Annotated in this window: 20 protein-coding genes; 17 read left to right on the forward strand and 3 right to left on the reverse strand. The window is 63.1% G+C overall.

Annotated features, from left to right (window positions below; translation table 11 throughout):
• Positions 1-42: 42 nt before the first annotated feature.
• From ACX3P1_RS16115 to ACX3P1_RS16170, 12 genes are all read left to right on the forward strand, one after another.
• Positions 43-639 carry a TadE/TadG family type IV pilus assembly protein gene (locus ACX3P1_RS16115; RefSeq protein WP_459080600.1) on the forward strand — a complete coding sequence of 199 codons (597 nt, stop codon included), beginning with the start codon at positions 43-45 and terminating at the stop codon, positions 637-639.
• Positions 640-676: 37 nt separating this feature from the next.
• Positions 677-1,303, forward strand: coding sequence for a TadE/TadG family type IV pilus assembly protein (locus ACX3P1_RS16120; protein ID WP_459080601.1), 627 nt, complete (start codon positions 677-679; stop codon positions 1,301-1,303).
• A gap of 93 nt (positions 1,304-1,396) precedes the next feature.
• Entirely contained in the window at positions 1,397-2,638 is a 1,242-nt protein-coding gene (locus ACX3P1_RS16125) for a phosphopentomutase (RefSeq protein WP_459080602.1), read from the forward strand.
• Positions 2,631-3,521, forward strand: a complete 891-nt coding sequence (gene mutM / locus ACX3P1_RS16130) for a bifunctional DNA-formamidopyrimidine glycosylase/DNA-(apurinic or apyrimidinic site) lyase (protein ID WP_459080603.1) — start codon at positions 2,631-2,633, stop codon at positions 3,519-3,521. The genes ACX3P1_RS16125 and mutM overlap by 8 nt, the downstream gene beginning before the upstream one ends.
• Positions 3,522-3,632: 111 nt before the next feature.
• Positions 3,633-4,406 (forward strand): enoyl-CoA hydratase, encoded by a 774-nt coding sequence (locus tag ACX3P1_RS16135; RefSeq protein ID WP_459080604.1) that lies wholly within the window; start codon positions 3,633-3,635, stop codon positions 4,404-4,406.
• Positions 4,407-4,573: 167 nt separating this feature from the next.
• Positions 4,574-4,840 carry a 30S ribosomal protein S20 gene (gene rpsT / locus ACX3P1_RS16140; RefSeq protein WP_459080605.1) on the forward strand — a complete coding sequence of 89 codons (267 nt, stop codon included), beginning with the start codon at positions 4,574-4,576 and terminating at the stop codon, positions 4,838-4,840.
• 793 nt (positions 4,841-5,633) lie between these two features.
• Entirely contained in the window at positions 5,634-7,169 is a 1,536-nt protein-coding gene (dnaA, locus tag ACX3P1_RS16145) for a chromosomal replication initiator protein DnaA (protein ID WP_459080606.1), read from the forward strand.
• A gap of 199 nt (positions 7,170-7,368) precedes the next feature.
• Positions 7,369-8,487: a DNA polymerase III subunit beta gene (dnaN, locus tag ACX3P1_RS16150; RefSeq protein ID WP_459080607.1), complete on the forward strand. Its 1,119-nt coding sequence runs from the start codon at positions 7,369-7,371 to the stop codon at positions 8,485-8,487.
• A gap of 38 nt (positions 8,488-8,525) precedes the next feature.
• Positions 8,526-9,665 (forward strand): DNA replication/repair protein RecF, encoded by a 1,140-nt coding sequence (recF, locus tag ACX3P1_RS16155; RefSeq protein ID WP_459080608.1) that lies wholly within the window; start codon positions 8,526-8,528, stop codon positions 9,663-9,665.
• Between the two features lie 31 nt (positions 9,666-9,696).
• The gene (locus tag ACX3P1_RS16160; RefSeq protein ID WP_459080609.1) at positions 9,697-10,452 is read left to right on the forward strand and encodes a molybdopterin-synthase adenylyltransferase MoeB; all 756 of its coding nucleotides are present in this window, start codon (positions 9,697-9,699) and stop codon (positions 10,450-10,452) included.
• A gap of 6 nt (positions 10,453-10,458) precedes the next feature.
• On the forward strand, positions 10,459-11,712 hold the full coding sequence (locus tag ACX3P1_RS16165; RefSeq protein ID WP_459080610.1) for an aconitase X: 1,254 nt from the start codon (positions 10,459-10,461) through the stop codon (positions 11,710-11,712).
• A complete protein-coding gene (locus ACX3P1_RS16170) occupies positions 11,709-12,122 on the forward strand; it encodes an aconitase X swivel domain-containing protein (protein ID WP_459080611.1) in 414 nt (137 codons plus the stop codon). The genes ACX3P1_RS16165 and ACX3P1_RS16170 overlap by 4 nt, the downstream gene beginning before the upstream one ends.
• Before the next feature lie 3 nt (positions 12,123-12,125).
• On the opposite strand, the gene ACX3P1_RS16175 is transcribed toward ACX3P1_RS16170, so the two are convergent.
• Entirely contained in the window at positions 12,126-13,127 is a 1,002-nt protein-coding gene (locus ACX3P1_RS16175; RefSeq protein ID WP_459080612.1) for a 2-hydroxyacid dehydrogenase, read from the reverse strand.
• 155 nt (positions 13,128-13,282) lie between these two features.
• Between ACX3P1_RS16175 and ACX3P1_RS16180 the strand changes: the two genes are divergently transcribed.
• Positions 13,283-13,840 carry an SH3 domain-containing protein gene (locus ACX3P1_RS16180; protein ID WP_459080613.1) on the forward strand — a complete coding sequence of 186 codons (558 nt, stop codon included), beginning with the start codon at positions 13,283-13,285 and terminating at the stop codon, positions 13,838-13,840.
• Positions 13,841-13,909: 69 nt separating this feature from the next.
• Here the strand turns inward: ACX3P1_RS16180 and irrA are convergent, their stop codons facing one another.
• On the reverse strand, positions 13,910-14,368 hold the full coding sequence (gene irrA, locus ACX3P1_RS16185) for an iron response transcriptional regulator IrrA (protein WP_459080614.1): 459 nt from the start codon (positions 14,366-14,368) through the stop codon (positions 13,910-13,912).
• Between the two features lie 234 nt (positions 14,369-14,602).
• Here irrA and fabA point away from each other — a divergent pair, with 234 nt between their 5' ends.
• The 4 genes from fabA (at position 14,603) to ACX3P1_RS16205 (ending at position 18,932) form a co-directional block, all read left to right on the forward strand.
• The gene (gene fabA, locus ACX3P1_RS16190; RefSeq protein ID WP_459080615.1) at positions 14,603-15,118 is read left to right on the forward strand and encodes a 3-hydroxyacyl-[acyl-carrier-protein] dehydratase FabA; all 516 of its coding nucleotides are present in this window, start codon (positions 14,603-14,605) and stop codon (positions 15,116-15,118) included.
• A 31-nt stretch (positions 15,119-15,149) separates the two neighbouring features.
• Positions 15,150-16,367, forward strand: coding sequence for a beta-ketoacyl-ACP synthase I (gene fabB / locus ACX3P1_RS16195; protein ID WP_459080616.1), 1,218 nt, complete (start codon positions 15,150-15,152; stop codon positions 16,365-16,367).
• A 115-nt stretch (positions 16,368-16,482) separates the two neighbouring features.
• On the forward strand, positions 16,483-17,295 hold the full coding sequence (fabI, locus tag ACX3P1_RS16200; protein ID WP_459080617.1) for an enoyl-ACP reductase FabI: 813 nt from the start codon (positions 16,483-16,485) through the stop codon (positions 17,293-17,295).
• 83 nt (positions 17,296-17,378) lie between these two features.
• The gene (locus ACX3P1_RS16205) at positions 17,379-18,932 is read left to right on the forward strand and encodes a putative bifunctional diguanylate cyclase/phosphodiesterase (protein ID WP_459080618.1); all 1,554 of its coding nucleotides are present in this window, start codon (positions 17,379-17,381) and stop codon (positions 18,930-18,932) included.
• Positions 18,933-18,941: 9 nt separating this feature from the next.
• Here the strand turns inward: ACX3P1_RS16205 and ACX3P1_RS16210 are convergent, their stop codons facing one another.
• Entirely contained in the window at positions 18,942-19,955 is a 1,014-nt protein-coding gene (locus ACX3P1_RS16210) for a class I SAM-dependent methyltransferase (protein WP_459080619.1), read from the reverse strand.
• Positions 19,956-20,031 lie beyond the last annotated feature (76 nt).

The following is a 20,031-nucleotide window of genomic DNA, read 5'->3' on the forward strand; positions in this document are numbered from 1 at the left end:
AGTCCCGGCCGATAACCGCATCAGGATCGGCAGGGACCGGACATGAGCAGCCATTCCAAGCCCGCAGGCGTCAGACAAAAGGCAGCACCTACCGGGTTTCTCAGGCGGTTCCTTCGCGACCGCAGCGGCAGCACCGCGATCGAGTTCGTGGCGCTTGCAATCCCCTTCTCCATGCTGGTTTTCGCCATTCTCGAAAGCTGCATCTCGTTTGCGGGTCAGGAAGTGATGGCCAATGCGACCGACGACGTGGCGCGTCAGTTCCGGACGGGACAGATGAGAACGACCGGGCTGACGGCCCCGCAGGCCACCGACAAGGTCGAGAAGGAAATCTGCTCCAGGCTCGAGATCATGGTCGCCAAGGGTTGTCCCGGCCTGTCGGTCGACCTGCGCAAATACGACACTTTCGCCGAAGCCGCAGCTGCCGGTTTCACGATCAACAATGGCGACATCGTGTTGAGCGGAACGGGTAACGCATTCACTGTCTCGCCCGGCGACTCCGGCACGATCAACATGCTGCGGGTGTTCTACAAATGGCCGGTGATGACCGATTTCATGAGCACGTGGATGTCGAATGCGGGCAAGGGCAAGACGCTGCACTACGCTTCGACGACCTGGCAAAACGAACCATTCGACAACTGATTTGACGGCGGCACGGGGCAACGGGAAGGACAACAAGATGTCGGTTTGTGCGGGGGCACATCGCAAGGCTTCGGCCTGCATCAGGCAAGCGATCCGGCTTTGCCGTGACCGGCGCGGTGTGGCGGCAATCGAGTTCGCATTCATCGCCCCCCTGCTGCTGGCCATGTATTTCGTCACGATGGAAGTGTCGCAGGGCATCGAGACCAGCAAGAAGGTCAGCCGCATCGGCTCGATGGTGGCCGATCTCGTGGCTCAACAGCAAAACGTAACCCCTGCCAGCCTCAAGGCCATCATGCAGATCGGCCAGGCCACGCTGCAGCCCTATAACCGGTCGGACCCGACAATCATCATCACCGAGATCGAGATAACCGGCGATACCCCGCCGAGGGCCGAGGTATCGTGGTCGCGCCGCCTGGTGAAGGGCGTCGATTCTGCCGGTGAGGCCAAGGAATCCGAGACCACGGTTCCGGATGCCCTCAAGATCGCCGGCACCCATATCGTGCGGGTGCAGAGTTCGCTTGAATACAAGCCTGTCATCGCCTGGGCCGCCGAGAGCGACAAGCGACCGCTGGGCCTCTCTTCCGCCTTCAGCAACATCTCGATGAGCGAAACCTATTATCTGCGGCCGCGCATGAGCACATCGGTCGCGTGCGCCACCTGCTGATGCGTTTCCTCTAGGGCCGGCTCCAGTTGCCGATTGCCATTGAGCGAGCGCACTCCTATGTCTCAGCCGTCAGGTTGATGCACACAGGTTCGGATGGCGCGCGCTTTCGTTTTCGTACTCGATTCTTTCGGCATAGGCGGTGCTGCCGACGCGGCGCGCTATGGCGATGCCGGCGCCAACACGTTCGGGCATATCGCGCAGGCCTGCACTGACGGCATGGGCGACAGGCTGGGCCTGCGCCAAGGCCCGCTCGCCATCCCCAACATGGCCGCCCTTGGGCTGGTGCACGCAGCCGAAATCGCCACCGGGTTCTTGTTCGAGGACGGGGCTGCGCGGCTACTTCCATCGTCCTTTCACGGCGCGGCGCAGGAAGTTTCGAGCGGCAAGGACACGCCGTCCGGCCATTGGGAAATCGCCGGCCTGCCCGCGCTTTTCGACTGGGGCTATTTCCCCGACACGGTGCCCTCCTTTCCCGCCTCGCTGACCGACGCCATGATCCGCGAAGGCAAGGTTCCGGGCATCCTGGCCAACCGCCATGCGCCCGGCACCACGGTGATCGAGGATTTCGGTGAGGAGCATATCCGGACCGGCAAGCCCATCTGCTATACATCGGTGGACTCGGTGCTCCAGATCGCCGCGCACGAAACCTATTTTGGCCTCGACCGGCTCTATGAATTCTGCACGGTGGTGCGTCGGCTGTGCGACCCGCTCAAGATCGGGCGCGTGATCGCGCGACCGTTCATCGGCGAAACCGCCGCCACCTTCCAGCGCACGCCCGACCGCCGCGATTATGCCGTGTCGCCGCCTCAGCCGACGTTGCTCGACCGATTGACCGCGCAAGGCCGGCGCGTCATCGCCATCGGCAAGATCGGCGACATCTTCGCCCATCGCGGCGTCTCCGAAACCCGCAAGGGCGCGGGCAACATGGCGATGTTCGACAAGGCGCTCGGTGCGATGGACGATGCGGGCGACGGCGACTTCGTCTTCGCCAACTTCGTCGATTTCGACAGCGAATTCGGCCACCGCCGCGACGTTCCGGGCTATGCCGCGGCGCTCGAAGCCTTCGACCGGCGCTTGCCCGAGGCACTGGCGAGACTGAGACCCGGCGACCTGTTCGTGCTGACGGCCGACCATGGCAACGACCCGACATGGCGCGGCACCGACCATACCCGCGAACGCATTCCGGTGTTCGGCGTCGCACCCGGCTTCAAAGGCGGCGGCATCGGCCTGAGGCCGACCTTCGCCGACATTGGAGCTACCGTCGCCGAACATCTTGGCCTGTCGCGCAGCGAGCACGGCACGTCATTCCTGCACGCGATAGGTGGCCATGCCTGAACTGCCCGAGGTCGAAACGGTAAGGCGCGGCCTGCAACCCGTTCTGGAAGGCGCGCGCATCCTGCGCGTCGAGGCACGCCGGCCCGATTTGCGCTTTCCCTTCCCCGAGCGGTTTTCGGAAAGGCTCCGCGGCAAGACGGTCGTGTCGCTTGGCCGGCGCGCCAAATATCTGACGCTGGAAATGGAAAGCGGGCCTAACCTCCTCTGCCATCTCGGCATGTCGGGCTCTTTCCGCATCGAGATGCAGGACGCCGAACAGGTGCCCGGCGCTTTTCACCACGACCGCTCCAAGAACGCGGCCCACGACCATGTCGTCTTTCACCTCGTTTCGGCGGCGGGCGACACTGCCCGCGTGATCTTCAACGATCCGCGCCGCTTCGGCTTCATGCTGTTTGCCGAGGGACCGGTCAACGAACACAAGATGCTGGCCGGCCTCGGTGTCGAGCCGACCGGCAATACGCTGGACGGCGCGTTGCTCGCGTCGCTGTTCAAGGATCGCAAGGCACCGCTCAAGGCTGCCCTTCTCGACCAGCGGCTGGTTGCCGGCCTTGGCAACATCTATGTGTCGGAAGCGCTGTGGCGCGCCGGCCTGTCGCCGCTGCGGGCGGCCGGCACCATCGCCGGGCCGGGCAAGAAGGTCCGTGAGCAGAGCGAGCGTCTCGCCACCGCCATCCGTTCGGTCATCGCAGACGCCATCGCGGCCGGCGGTTCTTCGCTGCGCGACTATGTCCACGCCGATGGAAGCCTTGGCTATTTCCAGCATTCCTTCGCCGTCTACGACCGCGAAGAAGCGCCCTGCCCGACGCCCGGCTGCAACGGCCATATAGAGCGCATCGTCCAGAGCGGCCGCTCCACCTTCTATTGCCCGACGTGCCAGCGCTGAAGGAAAGCCCCGTCCCCGACAATCTATCGGCCCCAACAGTCGGCTGGCATTGAGGGCGGGCCGGCATTGCGATAGATCGAATGGCTTGTTGCGAATGCGAGGAGAAAAAACATGGCCTATGAGACGATCCTGACGGAAACGCGCGGCAAGGTCGGCTTGATCACGCTGAACCGGCCGAAGGCGCTCAATGCGCTGAACTCGCAGGTGCTGGCCGACCTTCTCGCCGCGGTAAAGGTATTCGAGGCGGACGCCGGCATCGGCTGCCTGGTCGTCACCGGCTCGGAAAAGGCCTTCGCGGCGGGCGCCGATATCAAGGAAATGCAATCCAAATCCTATGTGGAAGCCTATCTGCAGGACTTCTTCGTCGGCTGGGAAGAGTTTACCCGCGCCCGCAAGCCGGTAATCGCGGCGGTCGCCGGCTATGCGCTGGGCGGCGGCTGCGAACTGGCGATGATGTGCGACTTCATCATCGCCGCCGACAACGCCAAGTTCGGCCAGCCGGAGATTACGCTTGGGGTCATGCCGGGCATGGGCGGGTCGCAGCGACTCACCCGCTTCGTCGGCAAGGCAAAGGCCATGGACCTGGTGCTGACAGGCCGCATGATGGACGCCGCCGAGGCCGAGCGCTGCGGCCTCGTCTCGCGAATCGTGCCGGCCGAGACATTGCTCGAGGAAGCGCTGAAGGCGGCCACGAAGATCGCCGACTTTTCGCTGCCGGCGGTGATGATGGCCAAGGAAGCCGTCAACCGCTCCTTTGAGACGACGTTGTGCGAGGGATTGCGTTTCGAAAGGCGCCTTTTCCACTCCATGTTCGCGCTCGAGGACCAGAAAGAAGGCATGGCCGCCTTTACCGAGAAGCGGAAGGCGAATTTCGTCAATCGCTGATCGTCGCAGACCGCAACAAGAGATCATCGTAGACCGCAAAAAGACTGGGGTTCAGCGTTGACGCGCCGGGAAAGCTGAATTATAAGCCGCACCAATCGAGGTGGCCCTGCGGCTGCCCGTTGTTTTTTGCGCGCAAGCGCTCACCACAGAGATCGGAAAGAGGCGTCATGGCCAATACCTCCTCGGCCAAAAAGGCCACGCGCAAGATCGTCCGCCGTGCGGCCATCAACAAGAACCGCCGCTCGCGCGTTCGCACCTATGTCCGCCAGGTCGAAGAGGCACTGGCGGCCGGCGACAAGGTCGCTGCCGCAGCCGCCTTCAAGGCAGCCGAGCCGGAATTGATGCGCGCCGCCACCAAAGGCGTCCTGCACAAGAACACAGCGTCCCGCAAAGTTTCGCGTCTGGCCCATCGCGTCAAGACGCTGACTGCCTGACCGCATTTTTGGATTTTCGTAAAAGCCCGGCGCACCGCGCCGGGCTTTTTGCGTTTGCCGGCAATGGTTTAAAAAAGAGCAATTTGTATCCGACGCCCGACGCCTTTAAATCTTTGCCGGCATATTCATCGAGACGAATGTTTCAGCAGCAGGCCGAACCGCGGCAGCGTCGCGTCGCCTGTCACAAATAAGTTATTCTTTTCAAATATTTACAACAGGTAATGCACAGGTTCTGCACAGCGCCGGCCGCCAAGCGGGGACAAGTTGCTGTCAAGCGAATTATAAAAAAAAATTAACCGGCGCGGCCCGTTTTCCGGTTTCCCGGAAAAGAGTTTGAATCACAACGGCTTTGCCTGAAGCGACCCTGCCGGCAAGCTCCCGGCAACCGTCCCGGTAACCAGATTCGTTAAAAATGTGTTAGTCGCGCCCTTGCCCTGTCCACAGGGAATTCGGTAGTGTCCCTCCATCGAAAGGGAAGGGCCAGCGGCTCTCTACCTACCTAAATAGGCCAGCCAAAATTGGCGGAATTCACAACGCGGGGCAACCTCCGCGAACGGGTTTGGTTTGCTTTCGATGCGTGGGGACTGGGGTAGCGTAGCATTGTTACCGGTCCGGCAGTTTGCCGGACGCTGTTGCTATGCCTTGCGGGGCGGCATTTCCGAGGAGCGTTAGTTCCTCGGGGGGACTGGGTTTGTGGCCGGCGGCGGCTGCGAATTTCCAAGGAATGGCAGATCGCCGGACCAAGGGTGCAGGAGGCGCACCCCCGGCGCAAACAGGTACAAGGAATTTAAGCATGCAAAGCGGCGTCGACAGGGAGTTTGGTGACAACCTCCCTCTTCAGGTAAATTTGGCCCATGGGGATCGGATGGCGGCGTCCAGCGAAGCGGAATCGAGGTTCGAGCGCGTCAAGATCCAGTTGAAGGCGCGCCTTGGCAGCGAAGTCTATTCAAGCTGGTTCGGCCGGATGAAACTGGCGGAAGCGTCCAAGGGGATCATTCGCATCTCGGTCCCGACCGCATTCTTGCGCTCGTGGATCAACGGGCACTATCTCGACGTCATCTGCGAACTATGGAAGCAGGAGGATCCGGACCTCCTGAAGATCGAAATCATCGTGCGGACGGCCACGCGCCATGTTCCCAGCCCCCAGGCCGAGGCCCTGCCCGCATCCAAGGCGACGCGGCAGACCCAGACAGCGCTTGCCTCCAGCACGGTAGCGGGCCGGCCCGAGCGTTCGGCCATGCCACATGGGCGTCCCGCCGATGGCGAGATGCGCCAAAGCGTGCTCGGCTCGCCGCTCGATCCGCGCTATACGTTCTCCTCCTTCATCGAAGGCCCGTCGAACCGGGTTGCGTTCGCTGCGGCCCGCGCCGTGGCGGAATCCCAGTCCAATGCCGTGCGCTTCAACCCGCTTTTCCTGCACGCCTCGGTCGGTCTCGGCAAAACGCATCTTCTACAGGCTATCGCGGCCGAAGCACTGCGGCAGAACCCGAAATCGCGCGTCGTTTATCTGACGGCGGAGTATTTCATGTGGCGCTTCGCCACGGCCATCCGCGACAACAACGCCCTGACGCTGAAGGAACAGTTGCGCGACATCGACCTCCTCATCATCGACGACATGCAGTTCCTGCAGGGCAAGTCGATTCAGCATGAATTCTGCCATCTCATCAACATGCTGCTCGACAGCGCCAAGCAGGTGGTGGTTGCGGCCGACCGCCCGCCTTCCGAGTTGGAATCGCTGGAGCCGCGCGTTCGCTCCCGTCTCAATGGCGGTGTTGCGCTGGAAATGTCGGCGCCGGATTTCTCCATGCGCCTCGACATGCTCAAGCTTCGCCTGGAGACGGCGACGGCCCAAGGCACGCCGCTCGATATTTCCGAGGAAATCCTCAACCACGTCGCTCGCACCGTGACCGGCAGCGGCCGCGAACTGGAAGGCGCGTTCAACCAGCTATTGTTCCGCCAGTCCTTCGAGCCGCAAATCACCATCGACCGCATCGACGAGATCCTCGGCCATATCTACCGCACCGGCGAGCCGAAGCGGGTTCGCATCGAAGACATCCAGCGCATCGTTGCCCGCCATTACAACGTTTCGAAGACCGAGCTTCTGTCCAACCGCCGCACCCGCACCATCGTCAAGCCGAGGCAGATCGCCATGTATCTGGCCAAGGTGATGACGCCGCGCTCGCTGCCGGAAATCGGCCGGCGTTTCGGCGGGCGCGACCACACCACGGTCCTGCACGCGGTGCGCAAGATCGAAGACCTTTCCGGCGGCGACAACACGCTGGCGCAGGAACTGGAACTGCTGCGCAGGCTGATCAACGACCAGGCTTGAACGCAGGCCGAATGCCGCCGAACGCTGTTTCGGCGGTGTTATCCCCAAAAAGCCTGCGATGCCGTCCTGAACCGGCTTCGCGGGCTTGCGTTTGAATGGATTTTCCTGTCAGTTTGGCGCAAATCTGACCCTGTTCAGACCTTCCGCGGGCACCGGTCATCGGCGACCCGCTTGTTCAGTCAAGTGAGCCTCTATCGTCATGCGCGTCATCCTGGAACGGTCAAATCTCCTGAAATCCCTCAACCACGTCCACCGCGTGGTCGAGCGCCGCAATACCATTCCGATCCTGTCCAACGTGCTCCTGGCGGCCGATGGTGCCAGCCTTGAAATGAAGGCGACCGACCTCGACCTGGAAATCACAGAGGCAACGCCCGCCAGGGTCGAACAGGGTGGTGCGACGACCGTGCCGGCGCATCTTCTCTACGACATCGTGCGCAAGCTGGCCGATGGCGCGGAAGTGATGCTCAAGACGGACGAAGACGGCAACGCCATGACGGTCGCCTCCGGCCGCTCCAGTTTCCGCCTGCAATGCCTGCCGCAATCCGACTTTCCAGAACTGTCGGCGGGTTCGTTCTCGCATATCTTCCGGCTCGACTCGACGGCCCTCAAGGGCCTGATCGAAAAGACCCAGTTCGCCATCTCGACCGAAGAAACGCGCTATTATTTGAACGGCATCTACCTTCACACGCATGAAGTGGGCGGCAAGCTCAAGCTGCGCTCGGTGGCAACCGACGGCCACCGGCTGGCGCGCGCCGAGATGGAAGCGCCGGCCGGCTCGGAAGGCATGCCGGGCATCATCATTCCGCGCAAGACGGTCAGCGAATTGCAGAAGCTGGTCGACGACCCGGATGTCGCCGTCACCACCGAGCTTTCGGAAACGAAAATCCGCTTCACCATCGGCTCAGTCGTGCTGACCTCGAAGCTGATCGACGGCACCTTCCCGGATTACCAGCGCGTCATCCCGACCGGCAACGACAAGAAGCTGGTCATCGACCGGCAGAGCTTTGCCGCTGCCGTCGACCGTGTCTCGACCATCTCGTCGGAACGCGGACGCGCGGTCAAGATGTCCATCGCTGAGGGCCAGGTGACGCTTGCCGTCAACAATCCCGATTCCGGCAGCGCCACCGAAGAACTTGCGGCGGATTATTCGTCCGACCCGATCGAGATCGGCTTCAACGCACGCTATCTGCTCGATGTCGCAGCGCAGCTGACCGGCAGCGAGGCCAGGTTCATGCTTGCCGATGCCGGTTCTCCAACGCTGATCCACGACGCCAGCGACGAGACCACGCTCTACGTGCTGATGCCGATGCGGGTGTAGGCGCCCGTTGGAAGTCAGTTACCCTGTGGCGCAGGCCTATGCCAGCTAACGGCGCAACCCACCTCACCAGACTGTCGCTGACCAACTTTCGCAACTATGCTGGGTTGGCCATCGATTTGCGGCCCGGTGCGGTGGTGTTCACCGGCGACAACGGCGCTGGCAAGACCAATCTTCTGGAAGCGATTTCACTTTTTACGCCGGGGCGCGGCCTGCGCCGCGCGCCCTACGGCGATGTCGCGCGCGAAGGCGGCGACGGCGGCTTTGCCCTTCACGCCGCACTTGACGGCCCGCAAGGCGATGTCGAAATCGGAACCGGCATCATTGCCGGCGATGCGGCAAGGCGGGTGCGCATCAACGGCGCGTCGGCGCGTTCGACCGATGCCATGCTGGAATGGCTGCGGGTCGTGTGGCTGACGCCCGCCATGGACGCGCTGTTTACCGGACCGGCGGGCGACCGTCGCCGCTTTCTCGACCGGCTGGTCCTGGCGGTCGATGCCGGCCATGGTCAACGTGCGCTCGACTATGAAAAAGCGATGCGCGGACGCAACCGCCTGCTTGCCGAAGGATCGCGCAACGACCCCTGGTTCGAAGCCATCGAAACGCAGATGGCCGAAACCGGGGTGGCGATTGCCGCAGCCAGGGTCGAACTGGCGCGCCTGCTTGCGGCCATGATCGAAAGATTGCCGAGCGACAGCCCCTTTCCGCAGGCCAACCTGGCGCTTTCCGGCGAACTGGAGGAGCAGATCGGCTCGGCTGCCGCGGTCGACGTCGAGGAACGGTTTCGCCGGATGCTTGCCTCCGGACGCGAGCGCGACCGCGCAGCCGGGCGCACGCTGGACGGGCCGCACCGCTCCGATCTTGTCGTGCGCCACCGGCCCAAGGCGATGCCCGCCGAACTCTGCTCGACCGGCGAGCAAAAGGCGCTGCTGGTCGGCATCATTCTGTCGCATGCACGGCTGACCGGTGAAATGTCGGGCATGAGGCCCATCCTCCTGCTGGACGAGATCGCCGCACATCTGGACGGCGGGCGGCGCGCAGCGCTTTTTTCCATCCTCGAGGAATTGAATTGCCAGGTCTTCATGACCGGCACGGAACCCTCGCTGTTTGCCAGCCTCAAGGGCCGCGCGCAGTTCCTGAGCGTCGATCACGGCGCGGTTGGGCCAACGACCGGCTACTGACAAGCATTCCGGCCCGCACTATGGTTTCCCCATGACCACCCTCACCGACGAAGAACTGGAACGCTATGCCCGCCATATCGTGCTGCCGGAGATCGGCGGCGCGGGCCAGCAGAAGCTGAAGCGCGCGCGGGTGCTGGTGATCGGCGCGGGCGGGCTCGGCTCGCCGGTGCTCGAATATCTGGCCGCCGCCGGCGTCGGCACGCTCGGCATCGTCGATGACGACACCGTGTCGCTGTCCAACCTGCATCGTCAGGTCATCCACGAAACGGCGTCCATTGGCCAAAGCAAGGGCGAAAGCGCAAAAGCGTCGATTGCGCGGATCAATCCCCATGTCGCGGTCGAACTGCATGCCCTGCGCCTGACGGCGCAAAACGCCCCTGCCCTCGTCTCCGGCTATGATGTCGTGATCGACGGTTCCGACAATTTCGAGACGCGCTATGCGGTCGCCGACGCTTGCGCTGCGGAACACAAACCGCTGGTGCATGCCGCCATCGGCCGCTTCGACGGATCGATAACCGTGCTGAAGCCGTTCGAGAGGGCAAGCGACGGGCGGCAAAACCCGTCCTATCGCGATCTTTTTCCCGAACCGCCGCCGGCCGGGCTGGTGCCATCTTGCGCCGCCGCCGGCGTTTTGGGCGCGCTGCCGGGTGTCATCGGCACGCTGCAGGCGATGGAAGCGATCAAGCTCATTACCGGCATTGGCGAACCGCTGGTCGGCCGGCTCTTGCTCTACGATGCGCTTGCCGCCCGCTTCGACACCATCCGCTATTCAAGCCCGAAGGAGTGATAGCGCTTGGCGCTCGACCTTACCCCTGAACAGCGCTCGATCGCGGCGGGAAGCGACGGCGCGGCCATGGCCATGCGCATCGTCGCTGAAAGCGCGCGGTTGCTCGGCGCGCAACGCCTCATCCCGATCGCCTCGGCGCATATAGACGGCGCGCTCTATCACGGCGATTCCGGCACGCTGTTTGCCGAAAGGCTGGTCGCAGGCGGCGCGAAGGTCGCGGTGCGCGCGACGCTCAATGTCGGCGCGCTCGACCTGATGGGCTGCTCCAAGGTCCGGCTGGAAGAGCCGCAGCGCGGCATGGCGCGGAGAATGATGGAAGCCTATCGCAAGCTCGGCTGCGAACCAAGCTGGACCTGCGCGCCCTATCAGGCCGGACATCGCCCGGCACAGGGCAGCGATGTCGCCTGGGGCGAATCCAACGCCGTCGTGTTCTGCAATTCGGTTCTAGGCGCACGCACCAACCGCTATGGCGATTTTCTCGACATTGCCTGCGCCATTGCCGGCCATGCCCCCGATTATGGGCTGCACCGGCCGGAAAACAGGCGCGCGACGCTGCTGTTCGACGTTTCCGGCCTGCCCGCAGCCTTCCTCCACTCCGAAATCGCTTGGCCGATCCTCGGCAGCCTTTACGGGCGCGAGGCAGGCAGCGCCGTGGGCGTCGTCTCCGGCATTTCGCGCCATCCGGGCGAGGATGCGCTGAAGGCGTTTGGCGCCGCTGCGGCATCTTCCGGCGCGGTCGGGCTTTTTCACATTGCCGGCGTCACCCCGGAAGCCCCGGACACTGATGCCGCCCTTGGCGGCGTCGAACCCGAAACCGTCATCCGCGTGACAGTGGAAATGGTCGCTGCGGCACGCGCAGCCCTTTCGACGGCGGTAAAGCCGCAAGCCATCGATGCCGTCGCCATCGGCAGTCCGCATCTTTCGGCGGCGGAATTCGAGACGCTGGAGCGGCGGATCGCCGGGCGGCGGCTCAGCGTGCCCTTCTATGCCTGCACCGGCCGCCATGTGCTTGCGCTTCTGGAACAGAACGGCAGGCGTGCATCGCTCGAGGCAAGCAGCGTCACCATCGTCGCCGATACCTGCGTGGTGGTGACGCCGATCCTGCCTGTGCTGACTGACGGCGTGCTGATGACCAATTCAGGCAAGTTCGCCCATTACGCGCCGGGCAATACCGGCTATTTCGTGCTCTACGGCTCGCTGGCGGATTGCGTCGAAAGCGCCGTTCTTGGCAAGCCCGTTTTCGAGGACATCGCGACATGACCGGCGTCGCGGAAATCCTGGTGCCGGGAGGCGCTGGTGCGGGCGAGGCGCTGGTGCTGACAGCTCCGATCAGCTTCTGGGGTGGGGTCGATGCAAAAACCGGGCGGATCGCCGATGTACGGCATCCGCAATGCGGCCAGACCATCGCCGGGCGCGTGTTGTTCCTGCCGGGAACCATCGGCTCGTCGTCCGCCTCGGCGGTCCTGCTGGAACTCGTCCATAACGGCCATGCACCGGCAGCACTCGTGCTGCACGAGCCTGACGCGATCCTGCTGCTCGGGCTGATCGTGGCGCGGGAGATGGGTTGGCCGACACCGCCGGCGCTGCGGCTGGCCCGCGAAAGCTTCGACGCATATCGCGGCAAGACGGTCGCGATCAGCGAAAATGGCGAGTTGACGGTGACCCTCTAGGACTCACGTCCGCAGCGGCAGTACGCGGTCGGGCGGGCGGTGGCCGTCGACAAAGGCGCGAATGTTGATGATGACCTTCTCGCCCATGTCGATGCGGCCTTCGATGGTGGCTGAACTCATATGCGGCAACAGCACCATCTTGCCCTTGGTGGCCAGCTTGAGAAGCTTGGCGTTCAGGGCCGGCTCGTTTTCGTACACGTCGAGGGCGGCGCCGGCAATCTTGCCCTCGTGGATCAGCTTGACCAGCGCGTCTTCGTCGATGATGTCGCCGCGCGCGGTATTGACGATGTAGGCCGTAGGCTGGAGCAAGGCCAGCCGGCGCGCCGACAAGAGATGAAACGTTGCCGGCGTCGAAGGGCAATTGACCGAGATGATGTCCATGCGGGCCAGCATCTGGTCGAGGCTTTCCCAATAGGTGGCCTCCAGCCCCTCTTCCACCGCCGGCAGCACGCGGTGGCGGTTGTGGTAATGGATCGAAAGGCCGAACGCCTTGGCCCGCTTGGCGACGGCGGTACCGATGCGGCCCATGCCGACGATGCCCAGCCGCTTGCCCCAGATGCGCCGGCCGAGCATCCAGGTCGGCGACCAGCCGGGCCAGCGGTTGTCGCCGGTCAGCACATTGGCGCCTTCGGTCAGCCGGCGCGGCAGCGCCAGCATCAGCGCCATGGTCATGTCTGCCGTGTCTTCCGTCAGCACGTTGGGCGTGTTGGTAACGGTGATGCCCTTCCTGGCGGCGGCGGCGACGTCGATCTTGTCGATGCCGTTGCCGAAATTGGCGATCAGCTTGAGGTTCTCGCCCGCCTGCTCGATCAGCGCGGCATCGATGGTATCGGTGATGGTGGGCACCAGCACATCGGCCTCGCGCACCGCCGCAACCAGTTCGGGCTGCGTCATCGGCCGGTCCTCGACGTTCAGCCTCGCGTCGAACAGTTCGCGCATGCGCGTCTCGACCGCGTCGGGCAGTTTGCGCGTGATGATGACGAGGGGCTTCTTTTTGCCGGCCATTTTATCCTCGAACCCGAACCTGTTGAGACCTCTTTAACCAAGACCAGCCAAACTGGAAACCGGCCGCAGCATGAATGTCATGTATCAAGCAGCGCCGCCGATGACAAAGAAAAAGGCGCCTGCCGCCGGCCCGTCCTGTTGGAGAAACGAACAAAGTGTCTGGTTTCGCGTCGCTTCGCCTGGCCCTCAGCGCAGCATTCCTGGGCACGATGGCGCTCTCCACCCCTGCGGACGCGCAAAGTGCCGCGGCCCCCGTGCAAAGCGTGACGCTTGGGCCCAGCGGCCTGCCCCTGCCCCGCTTCGTCAGCCTCAAGTCAGGCCGCGTCAACTCCCGCGTCGGACCGGGCGTGAACTATTCCGTGGAATGGATGTACACGAAGTCCGGCCTGCCGATGGAGATCGTGCAGGAATACGACACCTGGCGGCGGGTGCGCGACGCGGAAGGCTCGGAAGGCTGGATCAACCAATCCCTGCTGTCGGGCCGGCGCACGGCCATCGTCACGCCCTGGCAACGAGGCAAGGAAACCCGCATCAACCTGCTCCGCGAGCCGGACGAAAAAGCGTCCGTGATCGCCATTATCGAACCGGGTGTCATCGGCTCGATCAAGGCGTGCAACGGCCAGTGGTGCGAAATGACTTTCGACGGCCACACGGGCTGGCTCAGCCAGTCGTCCCTGTGGGGCGCTTATCCCGGCGAAAAGGTCAAGGACTGACTTTTCGCTCCGAAGCACCGAAATAAGCGGTTTTGTGATTCTTGAAAGCGGCCAGCGATTTTCGCCCGGTCAATCGGCTTCGCGCGGCTCCAGGCCGACGGCCTTGCGGCGCGGGCGCAGCCGCACCACGATGTCGACATTGACGATTTCCATACCTTCCGGCGGCTCGGGCAGGTTACCGACGGTCACCTGCCCGCCGTCGATGTCGAAGACCCTATTTTCGCCTTCGACATAGAAGTGGTGATGGTCGGAGGTATTGGTGTCGAAATAGGTCTTCGCGCCTTCCACGGCCAGAATGCGCAGAAGACCGGCCTGCGTGAACTGATGCAGCGCATTGTAGACGGTTGCCAGCGACACGGGCACGCCTGACGCCTGCGCCTCCTCATGCAGTTCTTCCGCCGAAAGATGGCGGTCGCCCTTGGCAAAAATCAGGTCGGCCAACGCTATGCGCTGACGTGTCGGCCTGAGGCCGGCATCTCGAACCCGCTTGTCCACAGCAACTCTTTCCCTTGGTCGATTCAACGTCATCTTTTACCGAAACGCCTCATTTCGGTCCCGAAAGGCGGAAACGGTCGAAACAGAAGACGGATTACCTCTGCTTGCGCTTCAACATATATTCGTTCGGCGCTATACGATCAATAGCGCGCATTGACCCAGCAAGAGTGGCAGGTTAATCGCAAATGTCGGTTTTCGGCCTGAAACGTGTCAGGAAAACCAAAAGCAGGGGCGTATGCCGCCCGAACAGATTGGAGATGGCGCTCAATGGTGGGTAAATCCAGTTACGGCTACGAGGAACTGCTCGCCTGCGCGCGCGGCGAACTGTTCGGGCCGGGCAACGCCCAACTGCCGGCCCCGCCAATGCTGATGTTCGACCGCATCACCGAGATCAGCGAAACCGGCGGCGAGTTCGACAAGGGCTTCATCCGCGCCGAATTCGACATCAAGCCCGATCTCTGGTTCTTCCCCTGCCACTTTATCGGCAACCCGGTCATGCCCGGCTGCCTTGGCCTCGATGCCATGTGGCAGCTCACCGGCTTTTTCCTCGGCTGGCTGGGCGAACCCGGCAAGGGCATGGCGCTGTCCACCGGCGAGGTAAAATTCAAGGGCATGGTCACGCCTTCGGTCAAGAAGGTCGAATACGGCATCGACTTCAAGCGCGTCATGCGCGGAAGACTGGTGCTCGGCATCGCCGATGGCTGGCTGAAAGCCGATGGCGAACCTATCTACAAGGCAACCGACCTGAAGGTCGGCCTGTCGAAGCAGGAAGCAGCCGCCTGACCGGCACCGAGACTCTGGAAGGAACCCGCCCATGAGACGCGTCGTAGTGACAGGCCTCGGCATCGTATCGTCCATCGGAAACGACGCAGCCGAGGTGCAGGCTTCGCTGCGCGATGCCAGATCCGGCATCAGCTTTTCCGAATCCTTCGCCGAACATGGCTTCCGCTCGCAGGTCTGGGGCGCGCCGACGCTCGACCCGACGGAACTGGTCGATCGGCGCGCCATGCGCTTCCTGTCGCGCGGCGGGGCGTGGAACCATGTCGCCATGGTCCAGGCCATCGCCGATTCCGGGCTTGAGGAAAGCGACATAACCAATGAGCGCACCGGCATCGTCATGGGTTCGGGCGGCCCGTCCACCCGCGTCATCGTCGAAGCGGCCGAAACCACCTTGAAGAACGGTTCGCCCAAGCGCATCGGCCCGTTCGCGGTGCCGAAGGCGATGTCGTCCACGGCGTCGGCCACGCTGGCCACATGGTTCAAGATCCACGGCGTCAACTATTCGATCTCGTCGGCCTGCTCGACCTCGGCGCATTGCATCGGCAACGCGGCCGAACTGATCCAGTGGGGCAAGCAGGATGTGATGTTCGCGGGCGGCCACGAAGACCTCGACTGGACCATGTCCGACCTGTTCGACGCCATGGGCGCGATGTCGTCCAAGTTCAACGACCAGGCTTCCACGGCGTCGCGCGCCTATGACGTCAGCCGCGACGGTTTCGTCATTGCCGGCGGCGCGGGTGTTCTTATCCTTGAGGAACTGGAGCATGCCAAGGCGCGCGGCGCGAAGATTTACGCCGAGATCGTCGGTTATGGCGCCACATCCGACGGCCATGACATGGTCGCGCCATCGGGCGAAGGCGCCAAGCGCTGCATGCGGCAGGCGATAGCCACGGTTTCGACGCCCATCGACTACATCAACACGCACGGCACCTCGACGCCGGTCGGCGATTCCAAGGAAATGGGCGCCATCCGCGAGGTGTTTGGCGACGCGATGCCCTACATCACCTCGACCAAGTCGTTGACCGGCCATTCGCTGGGGGCGGCGGGCGTGCAGGAATCGATCTATTCGATCCTGATGATGCAGGGAAAGTTCATCGGCGAGAGCGCGCATATCGAACAGTTGGACCCGGAATTCGAGGGCATGCCGATCGTGCGCAAGCGCATCGACGACGCCAGGATCGATACCGTGCTGTCCAACTCGTTCGGCTTCGGCGGCACCAACGCCACGCTGGTCTTTCAGCGCTACACGTGAGCGAATAGGGAGTAGCGAATAGATAGATGCCTACCTATCGCGCAGCTCACCTTTCCTTCGTTCACACCTCGCTATTCGTTATTCGCTACTCGCTCATCTCGAAGGACTGCTCGCCATGACTGGATTAATGAAGGGCAAGCGCGGGCTTGTCATGGGCGTGGCCAACGATCATTCGATTGCCTGGGGCATCGCCAGGAAGCTTTCCGAACAGGGTGCCGAACTCGCCTTCACCTATCAGGGCGAAGCGTTCGGACGCCGGGTCAAGCCGCTGGCCGAACAGGTCGGCGCGTCGCTCGTCGTTCCGTGCGACGTCGAAGACAGTGCGTCGATCGCCGCGACATTCGACACGCTGCGCGACGCCTGGGGCGGACTGGATTTCATCGTCCATGCCATTGGGTTCTCCGACAAGAACGAGTTGAAGGGCCTTTACGCCGATACCAGCCGCGACAACTTCGTGCGCACCATGGTCGTTTCCTGCTATTCGTTCACCGAGGTCGCGCGCCATGCCGCGGCCCTGATGAAGGACGGCGGTGCGATGGTCACGCTGACCTATGCCGGCTCGGTCCGCGTCATGCCGAACTACAACGTCATGGGTGTCGCCAAGGCAGGCCTGGAAGCCAGCGTGCGCTACCTCGCCAATGATTATGGCCCGCGCGGGATCCGGGTAAACGGCATTTCTGCCGGCCCGGTGCGCACCCTTGCCGGCGCCGGCATTTCCGATGCCCGCCACATGTTCGGCTATCAGCAGCGCAACTCGCCGCTGCGCCGCACCGTCACCATCGACGAAGTCGGCGGCTCCGCCCTCTACCTCCTGTCCGACCTGTCCTCCGGCGTTACCGGCGAAATCCATTATGTCGACTCGGGCTACCATATCGTCTCCATGCCGACGCTCGAGGCGCTCAAGGAAATGGATGGCGGACGGGAATAGGTTTCGCTAAAATTGTAGCAAAGCGCGGAAACGCATTTTAAGTAGAGTTAGGGTATAAGCGTCCCTTCCTGGGGACGTTTTGTATGTCTTTCGTCAAAAACCCGAACCGTACGCCGACGTTTAGGCTCATCACCATTGCCAGTTCCGGCATCGGTAGTTTCATTCTTGGCATCTGGGGCCTGAAGTTCGGGTTTGGCGACGGGCTGGCCGGGCTGGACGCCGCAACGGTGGTCGGCATTATCGCCGCACTTTGCGCGCTTGCCGCGGCCGGCGCTGCCCTGTCCTTCTATGCGGGCGTCGACGAATCCGCCGACTATGTGTTCTCGGAAACCAATTTCGACAAGCTGACCGGCCTTCTGGCGCGGCCCGCCATGGTCGGCAAGATCGCCGAAGCCGCATCGGCGACGGCGAGAACGGGCGAGCCGGTCTATCTCCTCGACATCGACATCGACCGGTTCAAGGCGATCAACGATGCAATCGGCTACAGCCAGGGCGACGAACTGATCCGCCTTTTCGCGCAGCGCCTGCAAGGCTGCGTTCCCGATGGCCTGGTGATGGGGCGCATCGGGGCCAGCGAGTTCGCCATCCTGCTTCCCGACCGCGAAATCACCGCCGGCTCCATGGAATCGATTGCCAGCAGGTTGATCGACACGATGACGGAGCCTTACCAGCTATCCACGCATTTGCAGGCCGTCAGCATTTCCATGGGCGTCGTCGCCATGCCCAAGGATGGAACCGATCCGGTTCTCTTGTTGCGGCATTCCAACCTGGCCCTGCAGCATGCACGGGCCAGCGGGGTGGGAAACTGGTCCGTCTTCCAGCCTGAAATGGGAAAGGTCGCCGAACACCGCCAGTGGGTCGAGTCCGAGCTTCACCCGGCATTCCTGCGGGGCGATTTCGGCCTGCACTACCAACCGCAATTCGACCTTTCTACCGGCCGCACCGTGGGCTACGAGGCGTTGATCCGCTGGAAGCATCCCGAACGCGGCATGATCCAGCCTATGGAATTCATCCCGATCGCCGAGGAAACCGGCATGATCGTGCCCATCGGCGAATGGGTGCTGCGCAAGGCTTGCACCGATGCCCGCTACCTGCCCGACGACTGCTTCGTCGCCGTCAACATCTCGCCGGTGCAGTTCATGACCAAGGACTTCATCGGCCTTGTCCGCAGCACGATTGCCGAAACCGGCATCGAGCCCTCCCGGCTTGAACTGGAAATTACCGAGACGGCGATGATGCAGGACCGTGTCCGCGCCGCCGCGATCCTGAAGCAGCTTGCCGAAATGGGCATTTCGGTCGCCGTCGACGATTTCGGCACCGGCTATTCCAATCTCAGCTACCTGATCGATTTCGCGTTCGGAAAACTCAAGATCGACCGCTCCTTCGTCAGCCGCATGGATACCGATTCGAATTCCGGCGCGGTCGTCTCCACCATTGTCGGGCTTTCGCGCGCCCTTGGTGTTTCCATCATCGCCGAAGGGGTGGAGACGGAGAACCAGGCGACGCTGCTGCGCGCGGCCGGATGCGAGGTGGTGCAAGGCTTCCTGTTCGGCCTGCCGGCGCCGCTGACGGTCGAGGCGGGCACCGCTGTCGCTGAGCGCCAGGTGCTGGAACGGCGCTTCGCCAATCTGCGCTAGAAGCGGGTTTCAGCGGCGTGCGGAAAACACCTTGAACATGCCCTCGCGGACGATCTCGCCATAGCTCGAAAACGCGGCGTCCAGCGTCGCCTCATAGGGCAATTGCCGGTTGGCCACCATGAACAGCCGCCCGCCCGGCTTGAGCGCCTTGGCGGCGGCGCGGATCATGCCGGCACCGATTTCAGGCTCAGTGGCGCGCGCCCGGTGAAAGGGCGGGTTCATGACGATGGCGTCGTAACGCTGCTCGGCCGGCTCTGCAAGCAGGTCGATCCAGAAAAAACGGGGCTCGATCTCGCCTTTGACAACATTGCGTTTCGCGGCCTCCAGCGCCTCGAAATCCGCCTCATAGAGATCGAGGCCGGTCACACCGGGACAGCGCGCCAGGACTTCGACCGACAGATAACCCCAGCCGGCACAGAAATCGGCAACGTGACCGCGAAGGTCGCGGGGCAGATGATCGGCCAGCAGTTTAGAGCCTGTGTCGATCCGGTCGAAGGAGAACATGCCCGGTGCGGTATGGAAGCGATCCTCGACCAGAAGCTCGGGATTGACGGCACGAAGCGTCTTGGCCACCTCGTCGCTTTCCGGCCGCCGGAACCAGAAGGCGATGCCGTGATGTTTCGGCAGATGTCCCTCAAGCGCCACCAATTCCCCGATGCGCTTGCGCAAGGGCGCGATGCCATCGTCCTTGCTACCGGCGACTAGGATCAACCCGCCCGGTGCGGTGCGCTCCAGCGCATCAGCGATGCGCAGTTCGTTCTGGCCGCGATGGCGACCGGCCAGGATGAGCGCCATGTCGCAGCCTTCGCCTTGCGGGCGAGACGTTACCATGTGTCCGGCCGTTTCAAGCACCCGCAAGGAGGGGCGAAAGCCCTGCACGAGGTGCAATGGCGCGTCGAACCCATCCGGCAAGCGAAAGCCGGGTTCCGCGCCGAGGAACAGAATTTTTGCGCCCTTGGCCGGCAAGGGAACCGCGTCGGCCTCGAAGGGGTGGAACAGGGTTTTCAACGGTTCAGTGGACATGGATACCGGTTTCTTTGTTCGTGCTGTTGGCCGACCGCAGCGGGACAGCGCCCCTCTCTGTCCTGCCGGACATCTC

This window comes from Mesorhizobium sp. A623 (genome assembly GCF_054489405.1).